Source organism: Acinetobacter populi (assembly GCF_002174125.1).
In the GTDB taxonomy this organism is placed as follows: Bacteria; Pseudomonadota; Gammaproteobacteria; order Pseudomonadales; family Moraxellaceae; genus Acinetobacter; species Acinetobacter populi.
The window spans coordinates 843,808-859,913 of sequence record NZ_NEXX01000001.1 but is presented as its reverse complement, the minus strand read 5'-3'; the positions used below and the strand labels follow the sequence as shown (position 1 = coordinate 859,913).

At 40.1% G+C, this 16,106-nt stretch carries 16 protein-coding genes; 9 read left to right on the top strand and 7 right to left on the bottom strand.

The genetic code is table 11. The features are described 5' to 3' along the window. Positions 1-7: 7 nt before the first annotated feature. The 3 genes from CAP51_RS03955 to asd form a co-directional block, all read right to left on the bottom strand. Complete coding sequence (locus CAP51_RS03955; protein WP_087619440.1) at positions 8-1,207, bottom strand: hypothetical protein; 1,200 nt, start codon at positions 1,205-1,207, stop codon at positions 8-10. A gap of 2 nt (positions 1,208-1,209) precedes the next feature. Further along, complete coding sequence (locus CAP51_RS03950; protein WP_087619439.1) at positions 1,210-2,823, bottom strand: type IV pilus assembly protein FimV; 1,614 nt, start codon at positions 2,821-2,823, stop codon at positions 1,210-1,212. 82 nt (positions 2,824-2,905) lie between these two features. Beyond that, on the bottom strand, positions 2,906-4,024 hold the full coding sequence (asd, locus tag CAP51_RS03945) for an aspartate-semialdehyde dehydrogenase (RefSeq protein ID WP_087619438.1): 1,119 nt from the start codon (positions 4,022-4,024) through the stop codon (positions 2,906-2,908). Positions 4,025-4,239: 215 nt separating this feature from the next. Between asd and CAP51_RS03940 the strand changes: the two genes are divergently transcribed. From CAP51_RS03940 to CAP51_RS03925, 3 genes are all read left to right on the top strand, one after another. Then, entirely contained in the window at positions 4,240-5,355 is a 1,116-nt protein-coding gene (locus CAP51_RS03940; RefSeq protein WP_087619437.1) for an endonuclease/exonuclease/phosphatase family protein, read from the top strand. Positions 5,356-5,674: 319 nt separating this feature from the next. Then, positions 5,675-6,031 carry a hypothetical protein gene (locus CAP51_RS03935; protein ID WP_087619436.1) on the top strand — a complete coding sequence of 119 codons (357 nt, stop codon included), beginning with the start codon at positions 5,675-5,677 and terminating at the stop codon, positions 6,029-6,031. A gap of 831 nt (positions 6,032-6,862) precedes the next feature. Beyond that, positions 6,863-8,053, top strand: a complete 1,191-nt coding sequence (locus CAP51_RS03925; RefSeq protein ID WP_425426757.1) for an acetamidase/formamidase family protein — start codon at positions 6,863-6,865, stop codon at positions 8,051-8,053. A 173-nt stretch (positions 8,054-8,226) separates the two neighbouring features. On the opposite strand, the gene CAP51_RS03920 is transcribed toward CAP51_RS03925, so the two are convergent. The 3 genes from CAP51_RS03920 to CAP51_RS03910 are packed head-to-tail and all read right to left on the bottom strand — an operon-like array spanning position 8,227 to position 11,749. Then, positions 8,227-9,165 (bottom strand): LpxL/LpxP family acyltransferase, encoded by a 939-nt coding sequence (locus tag CAP51_RS03920; RefSeq protein WP_087619433.1) that lies wholly within the window; start codon positions 9,163-9,165, stop codon positions 8,227-8,229. Further along, a complete protein-coding gene (locus CAP51_RS03915) occupies positions 9,162-9,839 on the bottom strand; it encodes a hypothetical protein (RefSeq protein ID WP_087619432.1) in 678 nt (225 codons plus the stop codon). The genes CAP51_RS03920 and CAP51_RS03915 overlap by 4 nt, the downstream gene beginning before the upstream one ends. A gap of 2 nt (positions 9,840-9,841) precedes the next feature. Continuing rightward, positions 9,842-11,749 (bottom strand): ATP-binding cassette domain-containing protein, encoded by a 1,908-nt coding sequence (locus CAP51_RS03910; RefSeq protein WP_087619431.1) that lies wholly within the window; start codon positions 11,747-11,749, stop codon positions 9,842-9,844. Between the two features lie 45 nt (positions 11,750-11,794). On the opposite strand from CAP51_RS03910, the gene CAP51_RS03905 reads away from it, so the two are divergent. After that, entirely contained in the window at positions 11,795-12,040 is a 246-nt protein-coding gene (locus tag CAP51_RS03905; protein WP_087619430.1) for a SlyX family protein, read from the top strand. 16 nt (positions 12,041-12,056) lie between these two features. On the opposite strand, the gene CAP51_RS03900 is transcribed toward CAP51_RS03905, so the two are convergent. Continuing rightward, positions 12,057-12,803, bottom strand: coding sequence for an SDR family oxidoreductase (locus CAP51_RS03900; RefSeq protein WP_087619429.1), 747 nt, complete (start codon positions 12,801-12,803; stop codon positions 12,057-12,059). Between the two features lie 142 nt (positions 12,804-12,945). Between CAP51_RS03900 and CAP51_RS03895 the strand changes: the two genes are divergently transcribed. The 5 genes from CAP51_RS03895 to ndk all read left to right on the top strand — a co-directional run bounded on the left by CAP51_RS03895 (position 12,946) and on the right by ndk (position 16,097). Beyond that, entirely contained in the window at positions 12,946-13,299 is a 354-nt protein-coding gene (locus tag CAP51_RS03895; RefSeq protein ID WP_087619428.1) for a winged helix-turn-helix transcriptional regulator, read from the top strand. A 109-nt stretch (positions 13,300-13,408) separates the two neighbouring features. Beyond that, a complete protein-coding gene (locus CAP51_RS03890; RefSeq protein ID WP_087619427.1) occupies positions 13,409-14,668 on the top strand; it encodes a glycosyltransferase family 4 protein in 1,260 nt (419 codons plus the stop codon). 12 nt (positions 14,669-14,680) lie between these two features. Next, positions 14,681-15,235 (top strand): phosphatase PAP2 family protein, encoded by a 555-nt coding sequence (locus CAP51_RS03885; protein WP_087619426.1) that lies wholly within the window; start codon positions 14,681-14,683, stop codon positions 15,233-15,235. Between the two features lie 97 nt (positions 15,236-15,332). Next, a complete protein-coding gene (gene iscX / locus CAP51_RS03880) occupies positions 15,333-15,533 on the top strand; it encodes a Fe-S cluster assembly protein IscX (protein WP_087619425.1) in 201 nt (66 codons plus the stop codon). Positions 15,534-15,665: 132 nt separating this feature from the next. Then, positions 15,666-16,097 (top strand): nucleoside-diphosphate kinase, encoded by a 432-nt coding sequence (gene ndk / locus CAP51_RS03875; RefSeq protein ID WP_087619424.1) that lies wholly within the window; start codon positions 15,666-15,668, stop codon positions 16,095-16,097. Positions 16,098-16,106: the final 9 nt, after the last annotated feature.

The following is a 16,106-nucleotide window of genomic DNA, read 5'->3' as shown; positions in this document are numbered from 1 at the left end:
GCTTTAATTAGGCGATCTTTTGTAAGAGTTGTTCAATTTTTATATTTTGTTGATCGGAAACATTGGTTTGTTGTTCACCTAGGATGAGTTTTGCAGCTCGGTATTCACCCAAACGAATATATTGCTCTGCCAGATCGATATCCAGATCAACTGGATTAAGATTCGTTAAGACAGGGAATGCCTGAACAATCGGGTCTTCTGGATCGGCATAAACAGTACGACTTGGTTCAGCTTGAAGTGATATCTCGACTTGAGCTGGAGGGACTATAACAGCAGAAGGTTCTTCCAGATGAATTTCTTCAATAGTTTGCGGTTGTGGGACTGTTTCTAGTTTAAATTCAAACTCTGGAAGTGGATTGTGGGCAGGTTGAGCGAGTGGTTGTTCCTCAAGTGTAAATGTCAGTGGGGCTTGATGACTTAACGTATCTTGATTTGCTTCAGACTGGGTGGGTGGTTCGAATTTGAATTCAAGTGCAGGTTCATCTACTTTTTCTGTGCTAATCGTACTATGGAAATCAAGGCTATTGTCTACAGTGGCTGGTACTGTATCATGTGATGTTGGTGTGAACGCAAGGCTATCAAACTCTACAGTATTGTTTTGTTCAATATGCGTGTTTTTCTCAACGGGTTGGGATATGTGCTTGGCATTATCAAGTGATGGCTCTGATGCCTTGGGGATGTTCGGACTTACAAATTCGATGACATCAGGTGAGGCAGAGTTTGGTGTGGATTTGTGTACCAGTAGTTGCTCTTCTTTGAATATTTCATGTTCACTAAAGAGCTGTTGATAGACTTCGTTTAAATTCAGTTTTTGTACAGTATCAAATAATTGTTTGATGGCAAAATCATCATTTTGTAATTGATACAGTTTAAGTAGTTTAAAATACAGCTCTGGTAAATTTGGATCCTGATTTAATGATAGATTGATTAAGCCTTCTGCTTTGGCATATTCCCGATCAGCAATCAGCAAGTCCAGTTTTGCCAATAAATTATCAAGATCTACTTTTGCTTTTGCTGGCGCTTCAGACCGAGTTGATGTGCTAGTCGCTTTGGTTGGCGTTGTATTCTTGCTTGGGGTTTTCGCAACTTTTTTATTGTTACTGGTCGTCGTTTTTTTTGCTGGGGCTTTATCTTGCCCCTGTTTTGAACGAACAACCAGTAATACTGCAATTGCAATAACCAAGATGACAATAATTGTAATAGACATAGCTAGACAAGCTCCTGAAGCAATGTGGTGATTGCAAAGTCCGAATTTAATCCTGCAAAAGCAATAACTGTTCCTGTAATCAGTGCGGGCACGATACTTTGTGATTTTGAGGTGGTGTGCGATGTGGTTTTCGCATCTTTCTGTCCAGCCTCTTTTGATTTTAACTGTTGTTGCAATTCGGCCAATCTGGCATTAAGTAAGGCAATACGACGCTCTTTACTTCTAAGCTGCTGGTCGAGTTGAAGTACATTATTTTGTAATCCAAGTGCAGCTTGCCGTTGTTGTTGAACCTGTACTGTAAGTTCATGGCGTTGTTTGCTTTCAGCACTGTTTTTATCACTGCCTTGTATCGCACCTTTATCATTGGCGACAATACTCATATGTGCATCGGTTTGTTTCTGGGCAATCGGTGGCTGTGATTGATTTTTTGCCAGAGCGGGAACTTGCTCCGTTTTTGTCGGTTGTTTTTTTACCTGTGTTGTGCTGACAGGATAATTACCAGGAAGATTGAGTACCACGCCTTGTTTTAAGCGATTGGCATTGCCATTAATAAATGCATGCTGATTTTGGGCTTGAATTTGTTGCATCACCTGTTGCACGGGAATATTTTGTTGTTGTGCAATATTTATTGCAATACTCCACAAGGATTCATTGGCTTTGACCAAATGACTGGATGTATCACGAGGTTTTGATGTTGTGTTCGTATTTGAAGGTGTCTGATTGTTTTTAATAGAGGTCGAGGTATTTGGCTGTTTTGCTAGCATCGTGTCAGAAGATAATGTAGCTGTGGTTTGAACAGGTTTGTTCGAGTCATTGGTAGCACGACGTGTCACATCAATGCTCAAGTTTGAGGCGTTTGCCTGATCAGTCTGGAGTGACTGTGGTGTTGTCTTCTGGGCTGTCATTGGAGCAGAAGCCGTTTGAGTATCTCCATTGCGTGCCTGTGATGCCACAATATTTTCTTTTCCATTCACAGATACGGATTGTGGCGATGGGGCTGTGACAACTAGTGCCGGAGCAGAACTGCTTTTACTGATGCTATTATTTTTTAATAATGGCGGTGGGGCAGTGCGCTGAACCACCAATGCTTGATCTGTGTTGTTTTGGCTGGAAGGTGTACTTGATATTGTGCCTGCCGTTGGCAAATTTAACGCAATATCATTTTCATTTTGAATAATTTTAGGTTGTAGCGGTTTTGCATTTAAGGTTGCCTGTAGTCGGTCAATGCGACTTGGCAATCTAGCACGGATTTGTTGAAAGCGGGTTTGCCCACCATCGATGATTTTGAGTGCAATATCAATATTATTTTCTTGAATTGGGCGCGAGGAGGTGATGACAATCACACCATCGCCTTGTGAATTCTGACGGATATAAAAATTTAAATGTGAAAATTGATTCTGGTTAATGACTTCAGGACGTCCCATTTCAAAGGGTTGTGCAATCGATACTTTGATGGGTGTATTACTTTCGGCATGGTAAAAAGGGATTTCTGCATAGAGTGGTTCACCTTGTGAGGAATCAATCGTTACAGGCTCAATCACCAGAGCTTGGGCAAAAGATGGGAAGAGTAAATTTACCCCAATGAAAAATACCCCGAATTTAAAATGTAATCCCATAGTACATCCGTTTATAAATTTTATATTGTTGCAATGGATAAGTTATAAGGTTACTCGCCCGAGAGCAAGTAACCTTAAAAAATTATTTTTGTTGGTATTCAATCAGGATACGTAACATACGGCGTAATGGTTCTGCGGCACCCCAGAGCAATTGGTCACCCACGGTAAATGCACCAAGATATTCTTTACCCATATTTAATTTACGTAAACGGCCAACAGGCACAGATAAAGTTCCTGTCACGGCAACTGGTGTTAAGTCAGTCATTGACGCTTCACGTGTATTTGGAATCACTTTGGCCCATGGATTGGACTGTGCGATCATATCCTCAATTTCATCAAGTGGTACATCATGGCGTAGTTTGATGGTCAATGCTTGAGAGTGACAACGCATAGCACCAATACGGACACAATGACCGTCAATTGGTACAATTTGTGAATTACCCAGAATTTTGTTGGTTTCTGCCTGCGCTTTCCACTCTTCTTTGGATTGACCGCTTTCCAGTTGTTTATCGATATAAGGAATTAACGATCCTGCCAGAGGCACACCAAAGTTTGCTTTTGGGAAACCTTCGCCACGTTGTAAGTCTGCAATTTGACGGTCAATGTCCAGAATTGCAGATTTTGGATCATCCAGTAAGGTTTTGCTATTGTTATATAAATAGCCCATACCAGTGATCAATTCACGCATATTTTGTGCGCCTGCACCCGATGCTGCCTGATAGGTCATTGCAGTCATCCATTCCACCAGATTTTGCTGGAATAGTGAACCTAGGCCCATCAACATCAGAGATACGGTACAGTTACCGCCAATAAAGTTTTTAACACCACTACTTAAGCCATCTTTAATGACATGCTGGTTTACAGGATCAAGTACGATAATGGCATCATCTGTCATACGCAGGGTACTTGCTGCGTCAATCCAGTAACCCTTCCAGCCATCGTTGCGCAATTTTGGAAAAATATCAGAAGTATAATCACCACCTTGACAGGTGATAATCACGTCCATATTTTTTAGGCTGTTAATATCTGTAGCATCCATCAAAGCAGGCGCTGTCTTGCCACCGAATGTAGGTGCATCACCACCTGCATTACTGGTTGAAAAATAAAATGGTTCGAAATGTTCGAAATCATTTTCTTCAACCATACGTTGCATCAGGACAGAGCCTACCATCCCACGCCAGCCAACCAGACCTACTTTCATGTCATCTTGCCTCAGGTTATAAAATACTTTAAAAGGGCTTCAAGTGTAGCAAAAGCAACAGCATCTGCACAGCATATACAGAATCAAAACAGCAATATTATTGCGATACACTACTGCTATGTGTTATTCGATGATAAGGGTTATCGCTATTCATAAATGCAGTGAGTAGTCCCTGAATACTTTGATAAAAATAATATATTGCTTCTGGGGGAAGAATGCTAATTTTTGAAATTCTGGCCATATTGTCTATTTGGCTGACATTCTGGTCATTGATTCCACGAGATGAATGGTGGTTTAGAGGAACAGATTTTCCACGCTTACAAATTTTGGCATTGGGCGGCATCGCTTTCATTGGGTTATTGTTTTGGCCCAGTGAATGGAATATATGGCGTTATCTGATTTTAATCTTATTGATGGCGGCCATGGCCTATCAGCTAAAAATGGTCTTGCCTTATACTTTTATCTGGAAAAAACAGGTACAATCGGTCAAAAAGAATGAATTAAATCCAGACCTGCAAATTTCACTTTTGGTATCCAATGTGTTAACGCCCAATCGCCAATATCATTTATTGATTGAGCAAATACAGACATTACAACCGGATCTGGTACTAACATTGGAAACAGATAGGACATGGGAAAAAGCATTGTCTGTATTGGAGCAGGATTATCCTTATCGTGTTCCGGTTCCATTAGATAATTTATATGGTATGCATTTATATAGCCGACTTAAATTAAAACATGTTGAAGTAAAATTTTTACTCAGTGATGAAATTCCTTCTATTCATGCCACGGTGTTTTTACGTTCTGGTCAGCCTGTTGATTTATATTGCCTGCACCCAAAACCACCAAGTCCAACAGAAGCACAGGAATCGACACTTCGGGATGCGGAATTATTGATTGTTGGTGATGCTATTAAAGATATTGACCAAAGCTGTATTGTGATGGGTGATTTAAATGATGTGGCTTGGTCCCGCACAACACGATTGTTTCAGCGCATTAGTGGATTACTTGATCCACGGGTCGGACGAAAATTTATCAACACCTTTCATGCGGATTATCCATTTTTACGCTGGTCATTGGACCATGTATTTCATAGCACGGATTTTGCGTTGGTGACCATGCAACGTTTGCCTCATATGGGATCTGATCATTTTCCTGTGTATACGGTTTTGCAAACGGGACGGAAATTTGAGGCACAGCAACAGGAACTAGAACAGACGGAATCTGATGAACAGGAAGCGCAGGATAAAATTAAACAAGGAATTGAAAAATCTGAGAAAAATATAGAGGATGAAATTATTGTTGGACAAGATCCACTGATAAAGGGCTGATTTTGTACGTTTTGGCTTACAAGAGCTGCTGTAATTTACGACTTCTTTTAGCGCATGATTTTTTCTATTCTATGTTTATCAGCACAGGAGATGAGAAACGGATATTTCTCAACAGGGATCGACAGGAGCTGAATGGAAAATCATCATGGATTTGATGAGGAATGGACACCAGAGAAAACAAAAAACGCCAAGCACAACCGCATATTACCCGAGTTTGAACAGGAAGTTCAACTCGGGTTATGTGTTGATTAAGTTGTTGTATTTAAAAATTGAAGTAGTGTATTATAAAGTAAGCACAGTATAATTTTTAGAGGGAAATATGTCATCAACAGGAGGAACAAAAATATATTGTCCTATATGTAAAAAAATTAAGGTTTGTAAAGCCATACCTGTAACATATATTACCTATGATACAAAAGATTATACTCAGCAAATGCAGATAATAGGTCATCCTGATATACAGTTTTTTCAAAGAGGAAGAATGTGTACTTCTTGTAATCATGAATTTATAACAGCTGAAATAGAGTATGATTTTTTAAATGAATTATGCGAGTTAAGGTCTGCGTTAAGGAAAATAAAAGAAAATGCTAGAGAGTACTCTACTCAAACCGAGGTTGCTCAAAAAACTTTAAAAAATCTCCAAATATCACTAGAAGTCTTAAGTGCTCTAGAGTAAAAAATTAATTAGATTATTTGATGTTGTGAGGGTATTTAAATTTTGGAGGGCATTCAAAAATCTGTGTCAGCCAATTTGCTAGATTTTTGAATGTCCTTTATTTATACAACAAAGTTATGTTTGTCTATATAAATATTCTCTTTTATTAGTTTAATATCGTATCTGACCCTTATCATTAATATAAACTGATCGTGGACATGTAGTATTATTTATGATGAAACTAAATCTAAAGCCAGTTGCTGTTTCATAATAGCAATTTGTTGAACCATGTGTTGGACCTCTTGAGCTACCAATATTCGTTGCTAATGATTCAATACTGTTGTTTTGATAAGTATTTGTATATTTAGGTTGATATGGAGTGTAGGAGGGTGCTTTTCCACTTCTTAGATCAGAAAGTGCCTCGTCTAAATAATCAGCTTGCACATTCTGAATATAAAGGGCTAAAAAAATAAGATATCTAAATTTCATAATATTTTACCTAGTATTTAAAAAATCACCTTTCTTTCATTGATAATCAATATTCTAGCCTAAATAATTTATTAGGTATGCTAAACTTTTTTCATGTAAGTTTAGTAATTTTACTAACATTTGAATTTAAAGTAAGGTTTAGTCTATTCATATGATCTATTACATACATTAATGGAAAAGGGCAAAATATTCAAATTATATCTAAAATGCACACTTGTAGTGCAATTCATCTGATGAGTCTTTAGGAAAATAGAAAATAATCTGGCACGACTATTGCTAAAACATAGTGCTTTGTTTTATTTATTATTTTAAGAGGTTTATATGTTGAAAAAATCTTTATTGGCAATTGCTGTGTGTGGCTCCATGTTCTTTAATATTTCTGCCCATGCTGAAGATTTTAAAGTTTTAAAACAAATTTCTGATAAACCAACCTTATTAAAAAGCGGGGATTACAAAGGCAATTATTATGTACCATCAACACTTTCTACTATTACTTGGGGTTATCTGCCGAATAAACTATCAAAACCAGTTTTAACAGTGCCTTCAGGCAGCACAGTTACCTTTGATACTGTTTCGCATGAAGGCTTATTGGAAGATCAGGGCCGTGATGCAGAAAAATATTTTACTTCCAAAGGCGTGAAACCCGAATATATTTTAGATGAAGCAAAAATAATTACAAAATCAAATATTAAACGTGATTTCTTTAAAGATGGTCCACACGTTGTTACCGGTCCGGTAGCGATTCAAGGTGCAATGCCGGGTGATGTACTTAAGGTAGAAGTGCTCAAGGTCGAACCTCGCGTGCCATATGGTGTGATTTCAAATCGACATGGTAAAGGTGCATTACCAGGGGAATATCCTAAAACACCAGCAAGTGAAAATCCTGATGTCAATCATCCGGAAACTTTTGGTAATGTATCCGTCTTCACGCCGATTGAGAAAAATGACAAGGGCGAATATGAAGGGGTCATTAAAACTGAAAATGGCAAATCGATTCGCTTTTCATTATTTCCATTTATGGGAATTATGGGCGTTGCAGCCAATACTGCCGAACCCATCAACTCCATTCCGCCATCATTTTTCGGGGGGAATATTGATATTAATGAGTTAGGTGCTGGTGCAACGGCTTATTATCCAGTACTGGTACCGGGTGCTTTATTTTATATAGGGGATAGCCATTTTGTGCAGGGTGATGGAGAGGTTGCATTGACTGCATTGGAAGGTTCTGCACGTGCCACTTTAAAAATTACCTTGTTGAAAGCAGGTAAAGATAAAATTCCAGGTAAGGAAATCAAACAGCCTTTAGCTGAAAATGCGGAATTTTGGATTACACCAGGACTAGATCCTGATCTAGATGAGGCGATGAAAAAATCGACCAGAGAGGCAATTGCATTTTTGAAAAATGAATTTGGTATTGATGAAGCACTTGCTTATGCTTATTTAAGTGCAGCGACTGATTTTCAGGTATCTCAAGTGGTTGATCGTACCAAAGGAATTCATGCCATGATTCGCAAAGCAGATTTTAGAGAGTTTGTAGAAGATCAAGAAGACTAATTTATGCTAGGAATAAACCCTCGATATTGAGGGTTTATTTTTTCTTAGACATGAGCAAATAAAATTTGTGGGTATTGAATGTGCTTCATCGTCAGCGACAAAATCTGAGATACAACTTTATAATCCGAAATTTTTGCAATATTTGGTTTGTTCTTTAATGCAGCAATATAATCCTAATAAATCTTCTCATAACCTTTAGGTCGTGTTTTAAAACGACGGTGAAACCACATCCATTGTGTTGGGGCACGAAGCAGTTGTTTTTCTAATAGTTGGTTGACTCGGGTTGCATCAGCCACTTCATCCGCAGTTGGATAATTCTCCAATTCAGGTTCAATGATGATTTGATATTTCGGGTCTTTTTCGCCGATACGATAAAAATGTACCGATAATACTTTGGCCTTACTAACTTTAACCAAACGACGTTGGGCGGTGACTGAGGCGGCAGGTACACCAAAAAATGGTGCCATCACGCCTTGTTTTAAACCAAAGTCCTGATCAGGTGAATACCAGATAATATGCCCTTGTCTCAAACGCTTCACCAGAAAACGCAGATCATCATGGTCAATTTGTTCACCATAGATCGGTTCTCTGGCAGTATAGATTAGCCAGTCAAGTAGGGGATTGTTTTGTGGACGATACACTACATCGGGATTGAAATATAAACTACAGATATAACCACCAGCATCTAGCAAAGTGCTGTGCGAACCCAAAAGAATAATGCCATGTCCATCTTTTTGTGCAGCATGTAATGCGTCAAGTCCTTCAATGGATACACGATTTTTGTACCACGATGGTTGATACCAGGCATTAAGTGTTTCAAATACACCCAGCATCATGTCGATAAAAACCTGATAGGCTTGTTGTTGAACTTGTTCGGGGGACCATTCCGGGAAACAGACTTCCAGATTACGAAGGGTGGTTTCTCGACGTGATTTCAGGGTTTTCCATGCAAGCGCAGCCAGTGTATGAGCAATTTTTCGCTGTACAAACCATGGCAAAATGGTCAGCAACATTAAAAAGGTCAGACCGATCCAGATGCCCCAATATTGTGGCAAAAGGAATGACCATCGAAAATATGGACGTGCAGAGGTGTGTTGTGTGGAGTCACTCATAAACAATACGTTTTTTGCCAGTTACGGCGAGCATTTGCATCATGATTGCTTAAATCAAAGGCAATCGGTAAGTCACTCGTGCTGCCTGTTGCTTTGCTGCTGGTGATCTTGCTGCCAGGAATATAGAGTGATTTTAACAAAATTTGTAGCTGTTGTTGTGTATTTTGCGGATTGCTTTGTTGTAAGGGACTATTTAGGGTGATGACGTAAGCATAATCATAAGCAGTTTGTATGGCGATGTCGATAGGTTGTTGTCCGATTTGCAAGCGTCCTACCACCACTTCATTTTGCGTGGTTTTATAATATTGCGGTGCGCCAAGCAGATTGGCCTTGTATTTTTGTTGATAGAGCGAAAGTAATTGTTCGGCAATATGTTTGAGGCTGCTTTGTGCAGTGAGATTGAATTGGGGATTGTTGCGTAGATTAAAGGTATCAATCCGAACTTGCTGGCTTAACTGATCTCGAATATCCAGACTGGTCCCGATCACATCACAGGATTGCTTTAATTGCAATTTGCCACGTAAGGCGCTATTACCGAGGTCAAAATCAAAAATCTGTGCAGGTGCATGATAGATTTTTTGAGTTTGTAACTGCGGTTGATTGGGATTGGGTGTGGACTGGCATGCAGCCAGCCCTAGCGTACTAATTAAGATTGCCCCATAGACAATTTTCACGATTACTCTCCTTGTTGCTGACTCTCCAATACAGTCCAGCGTTCTAGTTTTTCCAATAACTGTTCTTCTATTTCCGCCAAGCGAGTGGCCGCTTCTGTTGCCTGTTCTGGATCATTAATAAACCATGAACCATCAGCAAGCTTTTCTTCCAATGTTTGCTGTTCGTTTTCTAATGCAGCAATCAGTTCTGGAAGTTGATCTAACTCTCGTTGATCTTTATAACTTAATTTTACTTTTTTAGATAGTTTATTGTTGGCATTTTCTTTGCCAGATTCACTTGTCGTGCTTTTATTGACTTTGCTTGCAGCCTGTTCCAGCATACGCTGACGTTGCTGTAAATAATCTTGATAACCACCAATATATTCCTGAATATGGCCTTTGCCATCAAACACCCAAGTTGATGAAACCACATTGTCCATAAAGGCACGGTCATGGCTGATCAGTAATAATGTGCCTTTATATTCTGCCAGCATTTCTTCCAGCAATTCCAGTGTCACCATATCCAGATCGTTGGTCGGTTCATCCATGACAATCAGGTTGGAGGGTTTAAGTAATAATTTGGCCAACAATACCCGATTACGTTCACCACCGGACAATGCCTTGACTGGTGTGCGGGCGCGTTCCGGCGCAAACAGGAAATCCTGTAAATAGCTATAAATATGACGACGCTGACCGTTTACATCGACAAAATCAGAACCTTCACTGACATTATTGGCAACGGTATTTTCCAGATCCAATTGATTACGCAATTGGTCGAAATAAGCAATTTCCAGTTGTGTCCCGGTTTTGACTGTGCCTTGATGCGGTATTTCACCCAGAATCGCTTTAACCAGTGTAGTTTTACCGACACCGTTATCGCCAACCAGACCAATACGATCACCACGCATGACGATGGCTGAGAAGTCTTTAATCAAGGTTTGCTCATTATAACTGACGCTTAAATGCTCGATATCAAACACCAGTTTGCCGGAACGACTGGCTTCCTGTGCGCCCATATTGACTTTGCCTTGTTGTGAGCGGCGGGCTTTGGACTCTTCACGCAGTGCTTTTAATGCACGTACACGTCCTTCGTTACGGGTGCGACGTGCCTTGATGCCTTGTCGAATCCATGTTTCTTCTTCAGCCAGCTTTTTATCAAACAGAGCATTTTGTTTTTCTTCGGCTTCGAGTTGTTGTGCTTTAAGATCAAGATAACGGGAATAATTACCTTCAAAGCTGCGTAACATACCACGATCCAGTTCGACGATACGTGTTGATAGGCGATCAACAAAAGAACGGTCATGGGAAATAAATAATAGTGTGACATTGTGCTGTTCGAGTAAAAAGTTTTCCAGCCATTCGATGCTCTCTACGTCCAGATGGTTGGTGGGTTCGTCCAGTAACAATACATCAGGCTTGGTCAGCAGGGCACGTGCGAGAAGTACACGACGTTTACGTCCACCGGATAAATCGGCAAGATCGGCATTGGGATCAAGTCCCATTTTTGCCAAAATGGTATTGACCTGATTTTCCAGTGACCAGCCATCAAGTTGATCTAGTTGGTGCTGAAGTTCACCCATGCGATCACATGCATCCAGATCACCCAATACACAGGCATTATTGGCTTCATGATATTGTTTCAATACTTTGGCAGCTTCTCCGGCACCATCGGCGACAATATCGGCGACCAGACCGGAGGACATAGGCACGTCTTGTGCCAGCATGGCAATACGTACACCATTTTGAATGGATACTTCACCGGTGTCGGGTTGTAAACTGCCATCAATGAGTTTCAGTAAAGTGGATTTTCCTTCGCCATTGCGTCCGATTAAACACACACGTTCGCCACGTTCTAAGGTAAAATTTGCTCCATTAAGCAAGGCGGGTCCACCGAATGCCAAGTGAACATCTCGTAAAGTAATGTAAGCCATAATTTTAAACCCAACTTTTAGAACTCGTTTTTCAGGAGCGACAAAATGTCAAAATCGCCATCCCATGATGACCATGCGCCATTGTCCCAACTCATAGAAGATTTGCAAGTAAGAATTGCATTTTTAGATGATTTAGTTGAGCAACTCAACGATCAAGTGGCGCAGCAGAATACCGAAATTGCCGATTTAAACAAGAAAATGCAATTATTGTATCAACGTGTTGAGGCATCCGATCTCTCTGAAGGCATTGCGCCTTTTGATCCATTAAGCAATAAGCCACCGCATTATTGATGGTAAATAGGTTTTTTTAAAGATTTGCCACCCCACCATCCATCAGGATTTCTGTACCGAGCATAAATCTTGATTCGTCAGATGCTAAAAATACTACTGCCTGTGCCAGTTCTTCGGGCTTTGCCAAACGGCCTAGAGGCACCAGATTTTTAATCTCATCAATCATCAGTTGTTTTTGTTCATCTTGTAAACCCAGTTTATCAAAAGCATCGGTATACGTCGGGCCGGGCGATAATAAATTAAAGCGAATGTTTCGTTGCAATAGTTCGCCAGATAATGTTTTCACCAATGAACGCAGGGCTGCTTTACTGGCAGCATAGACACTGCTTTGTGCCAATCCAATATGAATGGAGGTTGAGCCACACAGGATTACTGTGCTGTTCTTGGATAATAGTGGCAGAGCAGACTGAATTAAAAAGAAAGGTGCCTTAACATTGGTATTAAAAACCCGATCAAAAGAAATGCTATCCCATTCTGTTAAAGGTGCATGCGTCACATCGCCTGCATTGAGATAAATCGCATCCAGTGTTGGAGTATGTTGTGTTATGGATTGAACCAATGCGGATTGTGCCTGCCAGTCGCTAGCATCACTGACCAATCCAAGGCTTTGTTTGCCCCAATGCTTTTGTAAATCACGCACTTTTTTTGCATCACGTCCGGTAAAAAAGACAAAAGCCCCTTCGTTTAGACAGGCTTCAACGCTGGCTTTGCCTATACCACTGGTTGCACCCGTGATCAGGATTTTTTTATGACTTAAACGCATGAGATATTCCTTGATGTTTTATCTTTAGCTTATTGTTATTTTAAAAAGTATGAAAAAGATAGTAATATCCAATTGGATACTGAGTGTCTATGTGGTTTGCATTTTGTGTCTTATTGAGCAAAAGAAATGTAGGAAAATGTAAATGAAAAATGTTGCACAGGATCTGAATTGTCCAATAATGAAGTTTGTTGATATTTTATCTGGGAAATGGACCATTCCGATTTTATATCGCCTGATTCAACAACAGGAACCCTTGCGTTTTGGCGAGTTATTGCAGATTCTGCAGCCTATTACACAAAAGGAATTGTCCAAGCATCTTAAACATTTTGTGCTCTTGGGATTGGTAGAACGGCGGCATTATCCCGAAATACCGCCAAGGGTGGAATATCAAATTACGACTTTGGGTTTAACCATGCAGCAACCTTTAAATGCCTTAAGTGATTGGATGCAGCAAAATGCGGATCAGTTGATGGAAAATAAAAAAATACATGTGTAGGGGCAGTTGAGCGTGGGTCATCTTCATGGAACTGTCATCATTTGATCATAAAAAAGTCAAACTTTGTTTTTAAGCTATCGGTATAAGATAAAAATTAGGATAAACCGATATGCCACCTCAAGTCCCGACTTTATTATTGGATCAAACTGCTTCAACAGCGTATTTTGATCGTACAAAAACAATTGATCTGGATAAAAATAAAATAGCACAGCATTGTTTAAATATTGCGATTGTCAGTGAAACATGGCCACCCGAAATTAATGGTGTATCTTTTTCTATGTTGCAACTGGCAAAAGGATTACAAAAGCGTGGACACAAAATTTTATTGATTCGTCCGCAACAAAAAACCAGAAGTCACGACTTTATTCCGGATATGGAATGTCTGGTAAAATCACAATCTATTCCAAAATATCGTCAGTTGCAGTTTGGTTTGCCACAGGTATTTAAGATTGGGCAGGCATTTGATCAATTTAAACCGGATATTGTGCATATCGTCACGGAAGGTCCTTTGGGACTGGCTGCTTTAAATCAGGCGAAATTACGCCAGATTCCGATCTCCAGTGGATTTCATTCGGCATTTCATGATTTTAGTCGTCATTTCGATCTGGCATTTTTGTTGAAACCTTTACAACAATATTTAAGATGGTTTCACAATAATACCGATTTAACCTGTGTCCCTAGTCAGTTTACGCTGGATCAGTTGCAGACATTTGGAGTGAAGTGTGCGATGCGTGTGATTGGCCGCGGTGTCGATGCAAGCCGGTTTAATACACATTACCGTAGCGAGACATTACGCAAGCAATGGCAGGCAGATCAAGAAACTACGGTATTATTGTCTGTAGGACGGGTTTCACCGGAAAAAGAATTGCCTGTAATTTTTTCGGCGTTTCATCAATTAAAAAGAACGCAAAAAAATCGTAAATTTGTATTGGTTGTGGTGGGTGATGGTCCAATCCTTGCAACCTATCAACAAGACTATCCTGATGTGATGTTTATGGGGGCACAAACTGGTGAGGTTTTATCACAATGTTATGCCAGTGCCGATGTTTTTGTTTTCCCAAGTCAGGTAGAAACTTTTGGTAATGTAGTGCTCGAAGCCATGGCAAGTGGCTTACCAGTATTGGCATATAATTATGCTTGTGCTGGTCAGATGTTGGAGCAGGCACAGACTGGTTGGCTGGTACCGCTTGGTGAATGCAATCTCTGGCAGCAAAAGCTGCTACAATTACCAGAATTAAAAACATTAAGGCAAATGGGTGAGCTGGCGGCAATCAAGGCGAAAGATAAAGGTTGGGAGAAACCGGTCGCAGATTTTGAAATGGCATTGTCGCAGTTTGCCAAGAAACCAATGGTTTATGCACGAATGTAGGGGGATACACCCATGAGTAGAATTAAAATAGCACACAAAACCATTCTGGATTGGGATTTACGCAGTTGTGTTTATCTTAATCACTGGTCTGAAAATCCAAACATTGCACTTTTCTTTAGAACAATTAGTCGACTAGGCGATGGCCTGTTTTGGGGCACTATGCTGGGCATCGTTTGGTTTATGCAGGGCATCAGTTATTTTTTTCAGGTGATGTATTTGATTGCAGCAAGTAGTGTCGGTACATTGATTTATAAAGTATTAAAACGTCATACCGTGCGTCCCAGACCTTATCAGGTACATCAGGTGATTATCTTGGGAGAGCGTCCACTGGATCATTTTAGTTTTCCTTCAGGACATACGCTGCATGCTGTCATGATTACGACGATATTAGGTTCGATTATGCCGATCCTCTTGTTGATCATGCTGCCTTTTACTTTACTTATCGCCTTGTCACGTATGATCTTGGGGCTGCATTATCCAACCGATGTGATCGTCGGGGCAACCATCGGCGTGGTTGTGGCATCATTGACGCTTTGGCTGGCACCTGTGTTTAACATCATTCTGTAAAGTGTGAATAGTTGGCCGTTAAAATATAGACTTTAAGATTGTCTCGCTACAATTTTTTGTTAAAGTATCTGCCAATATGAAATTTAGGTGAACCACCATGGCGTTACGCTGGACAGATACAATCGATATTGCAATTGAACTTTATGAAGCTCATCCCGAAGTTGATCCGCAATATATCCGTTTTACCGATTTACACCAGTGGATTTGTGCATTGCCTGATTTTGCAGATGATCCGAATAAATCCAGTGAAGGCATTCTGGAAGCGATCCAGATGGCATGGATTGACGAAGCAAATTAGTTTGTATCACTTATCGTGTAAATTTTGTTGAAAAGACTGAGTTATTGCGAAATCGCTCTATATCTTAAGGGGGATGCTCGTATATAATGCGGAAAATTTTTTTCGGTTAACATTACCATTAGGGAGCCAATCATGGCGATTGAACGTACTTTATCTATTATTAAGCCAGATGCTGTAGGCAAAAACCACATCGGTGACATCATTGCACGTTTTGAAAAAGCTGGTTTAAAACCTGTTGCGATCAAATACAAACATTTGTCAAAAGCAGATGCAGAAGGTTTTTATGCAGAGCATAAAGAACGTGGTTTCTTTAACGATCTGGTTGAATTCATGACTTCTGGTCCTGTTGTGGTTTCTGTACTTGAAGGCGAAAATGCTGTACTTGCACACCGCGACATTCTTGGCGCAACTAACCCGAAAGAAGCTGCACCTGGTACAATCCGTGCAGATTTTGCAGTAAGCATCGATGAAAATGCTGCACATGGTTCAGATTCTGTTGCATCAGCTGAACGTGAAATTGCATACTTCTTCAATGCAGATGAGATCTATCCACGTACACGTTAATTCTTAACA

Coding starts and splice junctions, on each gene's coding strand:
- CAP51_RS03955 (WP_087619440.1), bottom strand. CDS start 1,207: ATGTCTATTACAATTATTGTCATCTTGGTTATTGCAATTGCAGTATTA.
- CAP51_RS03950 (WP_087619439.1), bottom strand. CDS start 2,823: ATGGGATTACATTTTAAATTCGGGGTATTTTTCATTGGGGTAAATTTA.
- asd (WP_087619438.1), bottom strand. CDS start 4,024: ATGAAAGTAGGTCTGGTTGGCTGGCGTGGGATGGTAGGCTCTGTCCTG.
- CAP51_RS03940 (WP_087619437.1), top strand. CDS start 4,240: ATGCTAATTTTTGAAATTCTGGCCATATTGTCTATTTGGCTGACATTC.
- CAP51_RS03935 (WP_087619436.1), top strand. CDS start 5,675: ATGTCATCAACAGGAGGAACAAAAATATATTGTCCTATATGTAAAAAA.
- CAP51_RS03925 (WP_425426757.1), top strand. CDS start 6,863: ATGTTCTTTAATATTTCTGCCCATGCTGAAGATTTTAAAGTTTTAAAA.
- CAP51_RS03920 (WP_087619433.1), bottom strand. CDS start 9,165: ATGAGTGACTCCACACAACACACCTCTGCACGTCCATATTTTCGATGG.
- CAP51_RS03910 (WP_087619431.1), bottom strand. CDS start 11,749: ATGGCTTACATTACTTTACGAGATGTTCACTTGGCATTCGGTGGACCC.
- CAP51_RS03905 (WP_087619430.1), top strand. CDS start 11,795: ATGTCAAAATCGCCATCCCATGATGACCATGCGCCATTGTCCCAACTC.
- CAP51_RS03900 (WP_087619429.1), bottom strand. CDS start 12,803: ATGCGTTTAAGTCATAAAAAAATCCTGATCACGGGTGCAACCAGTGGT.
- CAP51_RS03895 (WP_087619428.1), top strand. CDS start 12,946: ATGAAAAATGTTGCACAGGATCTGAATTGTCCAATAATGAAGTTTGTT.
- CAP51_RS03890 (WP_087619427.1), top strand. CDS start 13,409: ATGCCACCTCAAGTCCCGACTTTATTATTGGATCAAACTGCTTCAACA.
- CAP51_RS03885 (WP_087619426.1), top strand. CDS start 14,681: ATGAGTAGAATTAAAATAGCACACAAAACCATTCTGGATTGGGATTTA.
- iscX (WP_087619425.1), top strand. CDS start 15,333: ATGGCGTTACGCTGGACAGATACAATCGATATTGCAATTGAACTTTAT.
- ndk (WP_087619424.1), top strand. CDS start 15,666: ATGGCGATTGAACGTACTTTATCTATTATTAAGCCAGATGCTGTAGGC.